Raw genomic sequence first — 9,975 nt, 5'->3', positions numbered from 1 at the left:
AGGCTGCCGTGCCTGTCGCGGTCGAGCGTCCTCTGATGACACGCAGCGGCGAACGTCCGGTCGAGCGCGTGCCCGTCATCCTCGAATCGCTCGGGGCCGGCGACTTCCACCTGATCGACAGCGGCAACGGCGAAAAGCTGGAGCAATACGGCCCCTACCGCATCATCCGTCCCGAGGCCCAGGCGCTGTGGCGGCCTTCGCTGCCCGCGCATGTCTGGGAAAAGGTCGATGCCGTCTTCACCGGCGATACCGACGAGGAAGGCTCCGGCCGCTGGCGCTTCCCGAAAGATGCGCTCGGCGAGACCTGGCCGCTCAATCTGCTCGGCGTCGATTTCCTCGGCCGCTTCACCTCCTTCCGTCATGTCGGCGTCTTCCCCGAGCAGATCGTCCATTGGAGCTGGATGAAAGAGCAGGTCGAAAAGGCCGGTCGGCCGCTGAAGGTGCTGAATCTCTTCGGTTATACCGGCGTCGCCTCGCTGGTTGCCGCCGCAACCGGCGCCGAGGTCACCCATGTCGACGCCTCGAAGAAGGCGATCGGCTGGGCGCGGGAAAACCAGGCGCTCGGGCGCATGGAGAAGCTGCCGATCCGCTGGATCTGCGAGGATGCGATGAAATTCATCCTGCGCGAGGAACGGCGCGGCAGCCAGTACGACATCATCCTCACCGATCCGCCGAAGTTCGGCCGTGGCCCCAACGGCGAAGTCTGGCATCTCTTCGAGCATCTGCCCTTGATGCTCGATGTCTGCCGCGAGATCCTGTCGCCGAAGGCCGTGGGCCTGGTGCTGACGGCCTATTCGATCCGCGCCAGCTTCTATTCGATCCACGAGCTGATGCGCGAGACGATGCGCGGCGCCGGCGGCGTGGTCGAATCCGGCGAGCTGGTGATTCGCGAAGCCGGCGCCGACGGCATTACGCAGGGCCGCGCGCTTTCCACCTCCCTCTTTTCCCGCTGGGTGCCGAAATGAGCAAGGATTTCCACGATCAGGGACCGCGCAGGGTCGGGCAGGTGAAGGAGGTCACCTCGCTCGCCAATCCGATCATCAAGGACATCAAGGCGCTGACGAACAAGAAGTCGCGCGAGGAAAGCGGTACTTTCCTGGCCGAAGGACTGAAGCTCGTCATCGATGCGATCGAACTCGGCTGGGCGATCCGCACGCTGGTCTATGCCAAGGCGGCCAAAGGCAAGCCGCTGGTCGAGCAGATGGCGGCCAGGACCGTCGCCTCGGGCGGGCTGGTGCTCGAAGTCAGCGAAAAGGTGATCGCCTCGATCACCCGCCGTGACAATCCGCAGATGGTCGTCGGCATCTTCGAGCAGCGCTGGAAGCCGCTGCGGGATATCCGGCCGAGGGATGGCGAGACATGGGTGGCGCTCGACCGGGTGCGTGACCCCGGCAATCTCGGCACCATCATCCGCACGGCCGATGCGGCCGGCGCTTCCGGCATCATTCTGGTCGGAGAAACGACCGACCCTTTCTCGCTCGAAACCGTACGCGCCACCATGGGTTCGGTCTTTGCCGTTCCGGTCGCGCGGGCAACCCCTGAAGAATTCATCGCCTGGCGGAAATCGGCCGGCGTTTCCGTCGTCGCGACGCATCTTGCCGGCGCGGTCGATTACCGGACGATCGACTACCGGAAAAAGCCTGTCGTGCTCCTGATGGGCAACGAACAATCCGGCTTACCGGAGCAACTGGCCAAGGAGGCCGACGCGCTTGCCCGCATTCCGCAGCAGGGCCGCGCCGATTCCTTGAACCTCGCTGTCGCCACCGCCGTCATGCTTTTCGAGGCGCGCCGCCATCTCCTCTCACTTGCCGAGGGCAAATGACCGAACAGACGCTTGCACGCCCCGCGCTGTTTTCGCGCCCGGCACCGATCCTCTTCTTCATCGTCGTCGCCGTTCTCATCGACCAGATCATCAAGATCGCCGTCGATCACTACCTGCCGCTACAGGAGGTCGTGCCGGTCATTCCGATGCTGGCGCTCTACCGCACCTACAATCTCGGCGTCGCCTTTTCGATGCTGTCCGGCATGGATGGCTGGTTCATCGTCGGCATGCGGCTCGTCATCGTCGCCTTTGTCATCTGGCTGTGGTACCGCACGGCGAAGGATCGCTGGCTCGCTCATCTCGGTTATGCGCTGATCATCGCCGGGGCGATTGGCAATCTCGTCGACCGCTTCGCCTATGGACATGTGATCGATTACATTCTTTTCTACACGGAGAGCTGGTCCTTCGCGGTCTTCAATCTCGCCGACAGTTTCATCACCATCGGCGCCGGTTGCGTCATTCTCGACGAGCTGCTGCTGCCGAAAAAGGCCGGCCGCTAAAATCTTATCGAAATCCTGAAGGCATTCGGAACGGGCCTCATGTTAGCTAGGTAGCATGCAGAACCTGGGACAGTTGCAGGAAAGATTGTCCGCCGCCTTCGGTGGACCCGCCGCTAAGCCGCATGAGAAGCGGATGGAGGCCCTTTCCTCACGACCGAACGCAGCGGCACCCCGGGGAGCCGATGATCGCCAGAGCGGGCCCGCAGCGACAAGGCGCCTGCTGTTCTATTGGCTGGGCGGCGCCGGCCTTCTTGCCGCAACGATCCTGATGCTGCTTGCCCATGCCGGCGATCCGCTGCTCCTTTCGGGCGGTCTCGTCGTTCTTGGCCTTGCCGTCATCGCCAGTTATGCCCTGCTGATGGTTCGGTCGCGCAAGGCCGGGCAGCGTCCCGGTCAATCCATGCCGGATTGGAACGCTGGCGCAAAGCTGTTTGCCGACGTGCACGACGTGCTCGGCGACATCACGGTCAGCCGCACCATGGACCGGCGCATCATCTCCGCCAACGACACTTTTCGCCGCCTGACCGGGCGCCTGCGTCCAGAAGGAAGAACCTGCGAGGAGATCGGCCTTGCCTTCCGCCCCGGTCCGATATCGCACTGCTACGATGTCGAGATCTCGACGCCGGAAGGCCAGCGCATCTTCCTCTGGCGCGACGTCGTTACCCGCGACCCGGCGAACGGCCGCCTGCTGCTGCAGAGCGTTGCCCGCGACGTGACCGACGAGCGGCTCATCGCGCAGGGCCGCGAGGAGGCCCGCCAGAAGGCTGAATATAACAGCGCCGCCAAATCGAGGCTGCTTGCCACCGTCAGCCACGAGGTACGCACGCCACTTTCCGGCATCCTCGGCATGACGCATCTGATTGCGGAGACGCGGCTGACGCAGGAGCAGCAGAACTATCTCGCGAGCATCCGCCAGTCCGGCCATGCATTGACGCAACTCGTCGAGGATCTGCTCGATTTCTCCACCATCGAGGTCGGCCGCTTCGCGCTACATCCGCGCTCGGAATCGCTGCGCAAGCTTCTGGAAAGCGTCGTCGAGATGCTCGCCCACCGGGCGCATGAAAAGGGTATCGAGATCGGCGCCACCGTGTCATCCGATGTCCCTGAAAATATGAGCTTCGACCCGGCGCGGCTGCGCCAGGTTCTGTTCAACGTCATCGGCAATGCCGTGAAGTTCACCCAGGTCGGCGGCGTCTTCATCCGCGTGTCGCTCGACGCCGGCGACTTGCTGATCACCGTAACCGATAGCGGTCCAGGCATGACGGCGGAGGAGCAGGCGCGCGTCTTCGGCGAGTTCGAGCAGGGCGGGACCGTTGCCGACAAGAGCAACGGTACCGGGCTCGGCCTTGCCATCTCCGCCCGCATCATGCGCGAATTCAACGGCACTCTGACGGTTGCCAGCGAAAAGGGCAGAGGCAGCGAATTCGCCATCCGCTTCCCAGTCGATATCGGCAGCGAGCGCCCTGACCGGCGAAACACGCTGCTTGCCGGCAACAGCGTCGTGCTGCTGGCGCCGGCAGGTGCCGCGCGTACCGCCATCGCCGAGACGATCACCGCGCTCGGTGGCCTCTGTCATCTCGTCGGCGACGGCGAGACGGCGCGCACAACGCTGCTCGGATTGGCAAAGAGCGGACGGCGGCCGACCGATATCATCATCGACCATCGCATGTCGGCGGAATTTTCCGACCATCTTGCCGATCGTGCCGAAATCGCCGCCCTTGGCCTGCGCAAGGTCCTGCTCGTCAACCCGGAAGAACGCAGCGCCCATCCGCTCGACCTTTTCGATGCCTGGTTGATCCGGCCGCTGCGCGAACAGTCGCTGATCGACGTGCTGCGCGGGCGCATGCGCGGCATGGAGAAGCGCGACGCGCTGAACGACAACCAGCCGGGCTTCGGCCTTTCGGTGGCGGAGACGGTGGTTCCCGCCAGCGGGCTCAGCATCCTGCTCGGCGAGGACGATCCGATCAATGCCATGCTGGTGCGCGTCGTCCTGGAAAAGGGCGGGCATAAGGTGCGCCATGTCGAAGATTTCGAGTCGCTGCTCGACTGCGCGCTCTGCGAGGCGAATGCCCGGCCCGATATCATCATCAGCGATCTCTCGATGCCGGGTGGGAACGGCATCGACATGCTGGGACGCCTGCGCGGCCACGAGCGGCGGCTCGATCTCGCCTCGGTGCCGGTGATCGTCCTGACTGCCGACAAGAGCGACGATTCACGCCGCCAGGTCTTGCTCAACGGTGCCAACCGCGTCATGGTAAAGCCGGTCGATCCGGTGCGGCTGCTGACCGAAGTTCAGGCGGTCGCCGCACTTTCCGCCCGCCGGGCAGAGGCGCGGTGAGCGCCTCAGGAACCGGCCCGCTGCTTGCGCTTGGAAATTCAAAATGTCACTTTCCTGTCGCAGAGAAGTGTTTTATGGCGTCGATAAGCCGGCAACGGGAGAATCGTCATGTCCGCCATCGACATCCTGAATCGTGACACCACCGCGGAGGCTGCACCACCCTCGACGGCTGCTGTGCAGAAGGACGGCGATATCCTCGGCCGCATCGGCAATCTGGAGACCCGCCTTGCCCGCACGGCGCGCGAGATCGATGCTGCCCAGGCCGTGCGCTACCGCGTCTTCGTCGACGAAATGAAGGCGCAGCTGCCGCTGGATGCCATGCGCCGGCAGCGTGATGTCGACGCCTATGACGCCGTCTGCGACCATCTTCTCGTTCTCGACCGCTCGATCGAGGGCGACCCGGAAGACCAGATCGTCGGCACCTACCGGCTGTTGCGTCAGGATGTCGCCGTCGCCAATGGCGGTTTTTACTCGGCTTCCGAATTCGAAATCGAGGGCCTTATCGCGAAACATCCGGACAAGCGCTTCATGGAGCTCGGCCGCTCCTGCGTGCTGCCGGAATACCGCACCAAGCGCACCGTCGAGCTCCTGTGGCAGGGCAACTGGGCCTATGCGCTGAAACACGGCGTCAGCGCCATGTTCGGCTGCGCCTCGTTCCCCGGTGTCTATCTCGAAAGCCACGCGCTGGCGCTGTCTTTCCTCTATCACAACGTGCTGGCGAAGAACGAATGGGCCGTCGGGGCACTGCCGGATCTCGCCCGCAACATGGACCTGATGCCCGTCGAAGCCATCAACCCGAAGCGGGCGCTGATGGCCCTGCCGCCGCTGATCAAGGGCTATCTGCGCCTCGGCGCGATGGTCGGCTCCAGCGCGGTCATTGATCATGCCTTCAACACGACCGACGTGCTGATCGTGCTGCCGATCTCCAGCATTTCCGACCGCTACCTGAATTATTACGGCGCCGACGCCGGCCGCTTCGCGAGCTAGAGCCTTTCCTAGTCGCCAGGCCCCGGCAATTCAGGGCATGATCTCTATCGGCGTATGGTTGGGGACGCGAGCCCAGATATCGCGCATCTCCGGGTTGGTTACTGCAACACAGCCATCCGTCCAATCCCACAGGTGATGGACGTTTCCGAAAAGGCCCCAGCCATTGGGAAGCCCGTGGATCATGATATCGCCCCCGGCAGGAAAACCTCCTGCTTCAGCGTTGCGCCGATCATCCGGGTTTGGATAGGAGACGTGCAGGCTCAGATAGGCCATGGACTTTGGATTTCGCCAGTCTATTTCGTAACGTCCTTCAGGTGTTCTCTCGTCACCTTCTCGTCGCTTGGGCCCGGCATCGGCAGCCGTGCCTAAAGAAATCCGGTATGTAGAGATGGGAGCATCGCGTCTCAAAAGGACCATGCGGCGTTCGGATTTATAAACGCGAATGAGGTCAGCCTGTTGTTCCAATGGCGCATCCGGAGGCGGCGAGCCTGAGCCGACCCTGGCCATCAATTTCGTATAAGCGAAACAGGTGGCGACCACGATGACTAAAACGACAAGCTTGTTTCTCAACTTGATCTCATCTTCAGGAGGCGCGATCGAGCCCGGGCACGATCGGCCGGCAATGGCTGGCAGGCCTTGGCGCTCATGATGCTTCACCCCTTGGCAGCAGTCTAAAGCCGGATAAATGCCCGGCCGACACACAAGGCCGGGCACCAAAAGGCGTCTCAGAAACGCAGGACGAGGTTTACGAACCCGCCCCATAGGCGGCGATCGCCGCCATGTTGACGATGTCGCTGTCCTTGGCGCCCATCGAGGTGATCTGCACCGGCTTGTCGACGCCGACGAGGATCGGGCCGATGACCGTGGAGCCGCCGAGTTCCTGCAGCATCTTGGTCGAGATCGAGGCCGAGTGGAAAGCCGGCATGACGAGCACGTTGGCCGGGCCGGAGAGGCGGCAGAAGGGATATTGCTCCATCACCTTGCGGTTCAGGGCGACATCGGCGGCCATCTCGCCATCATATTCAAAATCGACGCGGCGCTTGTCGAGGATTTTCACTGCTTCGCGCACCCGCTCGGAGCGTTCGCCCGAGGGGTGGCCGAAGGTGGAATAGGCAAGCAGGGCGACACGCGGTGGATAACCCATGCGCCGCGCCAGACCTGCGGCTTCCTCGGCGATATCGGCAAGCTCCTCGGCCGTCGGCATGTCATGCACCGCGGTATCGGCGACGAAGACGGTGCGGCCGCGGCAGAGCGCCAGGGATACGCCGATGACGCGATGGCCGGGCTTCTGGTCGATGCAGCGGCGCACATCTTCGAGTGCCGTCGAATAGTTGCGGGTAATGCCCGTCACCATGCCGTCGGCGTCGCCGAGCGCCACCATGGTGGCGGCGAAATGGTTGCGGTCGTTGTGGATCAGCCGCTGGGCATCACGGTGGAGATAACCCTTCCGCTGCAGCCTGGCATAGAGATAGTCGATATAGGCCTCGACCCGGGTCGAGATACGGGCATTGACGATCTCGAGGCCCGGCCGGTTGAGATCGATGCCGGCGCGTTCCGCCGTCGCCCGGATCAGATCCTCGCGACCGAGCAGGATGGCGGTGCCGAGCTGCTGGTTGGCATAGGACATAGCGGCACGCAGGACCTGTTCTTCCTCGGCCTCGGCAAAGACGATCCGCTTCGGATGGCGGCGGACACGCTCGTAGAGTCTCGCAAGCGTCGAGGCGATCGGATCGCGGCGCGCCGAAAGCTCGCGGGCGTAGCCGGACATGTCGGTGATGACCTTGCGGGCGACGCCGCTTTCGATCGCGGCTTGCGCGACGGCAACCGGGATCGCCGAGATCAGCCTGGGATCGAAGGGAACGGGGATGATGTATTGCGACCCGAAACGCGGCCGGTTGCCCTGATAGGCGGCGACCACATCATCCGGCACGTCCTCGCGGGCAAGGTTTGCCAGCGCCTTGACGGCGGCGATCTTCATTGCGTCGTTGATTGTGGAGGCGCGCACATCGAGAGCGCCGCGGAAGATATAGGGAAAGCCGAGGACGTTGTTGACCTGGTTCGGATAATCCGAACGACCCGTCGCCATGATGGCGTCGTCGCGGATGCGGGCGACCTCTTCCGGCGTGATCTCGGGATCGGGATTGGCCATGGCGAAGATGATCGGCCGCTCCGCCATCGAGCGGATCATCTCGGCCGAAAACGCGCCCTTCTGCGACAGGCCGAAAACGACGTCCGCGCCCTCCATCGCCTCTTCGAGCGTGCGTGTGTCGGTCTTTGCCGCATGCGCCGATTTCCATTGGTTCATGCCCTCGGTGCGGCCCTGGTAGATGACGCCCTTGGTATCGCAGAGGATGACGTTCTCAGGCGCAAAACCCATCGCCTTGATCAGTTCGACGCAGGCGATCGCCGCAGCACCCGCACCGTTGCAGACGAGCTTCGTCGTCTTCAGGTCGCGGCCGGTCAGCTCCAGCGCATTGATCAGGCCGGCAGCGGCGATGATCGCCGTTCCGTGCTGGTCGTCATGGAAGACGGGAATGTCCATCAGCTCGCGCAGCCGGCTTTCGATGACGAAACAGTCCGGCGCCTTGATATCCTCGAGGTTGATGCCGCCGAAGGAGGGACCGAGGAAGCGCACGCAGTTGATGAACTCGTCGACATTTTCCGTATCGATCTCGAGGTCGATGGAATCGACGTCGGCGAAGCGCTTGAACAGCACCGCCTTGCCTTCCATGACGGGCTTGGAGGCCAGCGCGCCGAGATTACCGAGGCCGAGGATTGCCGTGCCGTTGGAAATGACGGCGACCATGTTGCCGCGGGCGGTGTAATCATAGGCCGTCTGCGGATCGGCGGCGATCGCCTTGACGGGCACGGCAACACCCGGCGAATAGGCAAGCGAGAGGTCGCGCTGCGTCGCCATCGGCTTGGTCGGGTTGATCTCCAGCTTGCCGGGCCGGCCCATTGCGTGAAATTCGAGCGCCTCCTGGTCGGTAACAGACGTCACCGGCCGGTCCTTCTTATCGATATCGGGCATAAATCCTCCAACGTCCTGTGGGCGACGCTTTGCTCTTCCTCAAATGCTGTTGTCATCTATAGCGGCGCGCGGATAGGGTTGGCACCTGTTTTTTTGGGAAAAACTCCACCTCCGTGAACGCACGAATAGACACAGGGAATGAAGCCTTTTCGGCTGCCGAGCTCGCCACGGCGGAAAGCCGTGCCTCGGCGACGCCGATGATGGAGCAATTTATCGAGATCAAGGCGAACAATCCCGGTTCGCTTCTGTTCTATCGCATGGGCGATTTCTATGAGCTGTTCTTCGAGGATGCGCTGGAAGCCTCCCGCGCGCTCGGTATCACGCTGACGAAGCGCGGCCAGCACATGGGCCAGGATATCCCGATGTGCGGCGTTCCGGTGCATGCAGCCGACGACTATCTGCAGAAGCTGATTTCCCTCGGCTTCCGTGTCGCCGTCTGCGAGCAGATCGAGGATCCCGCGGAAGCGAAGAAACGCGGCGCGAAATCCGTCGTCAGGCGCGACGTCATCCGCCTCGTCACTCCCGGCACGATCACCGAGGAAAAGCTGCTTTCGCCCTCGGAATCCAACTATCTGATGGCGCTGACCCGCATTCGCGGCAGCGGCGAGGCCTTGCTGGCGCTGGCATGGATCGATATTTCCACCGGCGTCTTCCGGCTTGCCGAGACCGAAGCCTCGCGCCTGCTTGCCGATATCCTGCGCATCGATCCGCGCGAACTCATCCTGCCCGACACGATCTTCCACGATCCCGAACTCAAGCCGGTCTTCGACGTGCTCGGCCGGACAGCCGTACCGCAGCCGGCCGTGCTCTTCGACAGCGCCAGCGCCGAAGGCCGGATCGCGCGGTATTTCGGCGTCGCGACGCTCGACGGCTTCGGCACCTTTTCGCGCGCCGAGCTTGCGGCGGCCGCAGCCGCCGTCGCCTATGTCGAGAAGACGCAGATCGCCGAGCGTCCACCGCTTGGAAAGCCGGAGCGGGAAAGTGCCGCTTCGACGCTGTTCATCGACCCCGCCACCCGCGCCAATCTCGAACTTGCCCGCACGCTTTCGGGCGATCGCAACGGCTCGCTGCTGAAGGCGATCGACCGCACCGTCACCGGCGGCGGCGCCAGGCTTCTTGCCGAACGGCTGATGTCGCCGCTGACCGACCCCGCCGGCATCAATGCGCGGCTCGATTCGATCGGCTTCCTGATCGACGAACCCTTGCTCTGCGGCAATCTGCGCGACACGCTGAAACATGTGCCCGACATGCCGCGCGCGCTGTCTCGGCTGGCGCTCGACCGCGGCGGCCCGCGCGA

7 protein-coding genes and 1 pseudogene are annotated in these 9,975 nt (G+C 63.5%); 6 read left to right on the top strand and 2 right to left on the bottom strand.

Annotated features, from left to right (window positions below):
* The 5 genes from MOV76_RS36375 to MOV76_RS36355 all read left to right on the top strand — a co-directional run.
* Positions 1–965 (top strand): class I SAM-dependent rRNA methyltransferase (locus MOV76_RS36375; protein ID WP_247266364.1); only part of this gene is annotated, 965 nt, incomplete at its 5' end.
* A complete protein-coding gene (locus tag MOV76_RS36370; protein WP_018447776.1) occupies positions 962–1,822 on the top strand; it encodes an RNA methyltransferase in 861 nt (286 codons plus the stop codon). The genes MOV76_RS36375 and MOV76_RS36370, both read left to right, overlap by 4 nt.
* Complete coding sequence (gene lspA, locus MOV76_RS36365; RefSeq protein ID WP_182563697.1) at positions 1,819–2,322, top strand: signal peptidase II; 504 nt, start codon at positions 1,819–1,821, stop codon at positions 2,320–2,322. Before MOV76_RS36370 ends, lspA begins: the two co-directional genes overlap by 4 nt.
* 55 nt (positions 2,323–2,377) lie before the next feature.
* The gene (locus tag MOV76_RS36360; protein WP_247266363.1) at positions 2,378–4,660 is read left to right on the top strand and encodes a hybrid sensor histidine kinase/response regulator; all 2,283 of its coding nucleotides are present in this window, start codon (positions 2,378–2,380) and stop codon (positions 4,658–4,660) included.
* Between the two features lie 108 nt (positions 4,661–4,768).
* Positions 4,769–5,647 carry a GNAT family N-acetyltransferase gene (locus MOV76_RS36355; protein WP_018244513.1) on the top strand — a complete coding sequence of 293 codons (879 nt, stop codon included), beginning with the start codon at positions 4,769–4,771 and terminating at the stop codon, positions 5,645–5,647.
* A gap of 30 nt (positions 5,648–5,677) precedes the next feature.
* Here MOV76_RS36355 and MOV76_RS36350 read toward each other — a convergent pair whose 3' ends face one another.
* Both MOV76_RS36350 and MOV76_RS36345 read right to left on the bottom strand, forming a co-directional pair.
* On the bottom strand, positions 5,678–6,217 hold the full coding sequence (locus MOV76_RS36350; protein ID WP_247266362.1) for a murein L,D-transpeptidase family protein: 540 nt from the start codon (positions 6,215–6,217) through the stop codon (positions 5,678–5,680).
* Between the two features lie 175 nt (positions 6,218–6,392).
* A complete protein-coding gene (locus tag MOV76_RS36345) occupies positions 6,393–8,678 on the bottom strand; it encodes an NADP-dependent malic enzyme (protein ID WP_128408944.1) in 2,286 nt (761 codons plus the stop codon).
* Between the two features lie 113 nt (positions 8,679–8,791).
* Here MOV76_RS36345 and MOV76_RS36340 point away from each other — a divergent pair.
* Positions 8,792–9,975, top strand: a pseudogene (locus MOV76_RS36340) (DNA mismatch repair protein MutS); the annotation flags it as partial.

Origin of the sequence: Rhizobium sp. PRIMUS64, assembly GCF_023006465.1 — a bacterium.
Taxonomy (GTDB): domain Bacteria; phylum Pseudomonadota; class Alphaproteobacteria; order Rhizobiales; family Rhizobiaceae; genus Rhizobium; species Rhizobium leguminosarum.
Note: the sequence above shows the minus strand (reverse complement) of the source record. Positions and strands in the feature narration are given on the sequence as shown.

Excerpts from the sequence above, each read along its gene's own strand:
- MOV76_RS36370 (WP_018447776.1), top strand. The coding sequence starts at position 962 with ATGAGCAAGGATTTCCACGATCAGGGACCGCGCAGGGTCGGGCAGGTG.
- lspA (WP_182563697.1), top strand. The coding sequence starts at position 1,819 with ATGACCGAACAGACGCTTGCACGCCCCGCGCTGTTTTCGCGCCCGGCA.
- MOV76_RS36360 (WP_247266363.1), top strand. The coding sequence starts at position 2,378 with ATGCAGAACCTGGGACAGTTGCAGGAAAGATTGTCCGCCGCCTTCGGT.
- MOV76_RS36355 (WP_018244513.1), top strand. The coding sequence starts at position 4,769 with ATGTCCGCCATCGACATCCTGAATCGTGACACCACCGCGGAGGCTGCA.
- MOV76_RS36345 (WP_128408944.1), bottom strand. The coding sequence starts at position 8,678 with ATGCCCGATATCGATAAGAAGGACCGGCCGGTGACGTCTGTTACCGAC.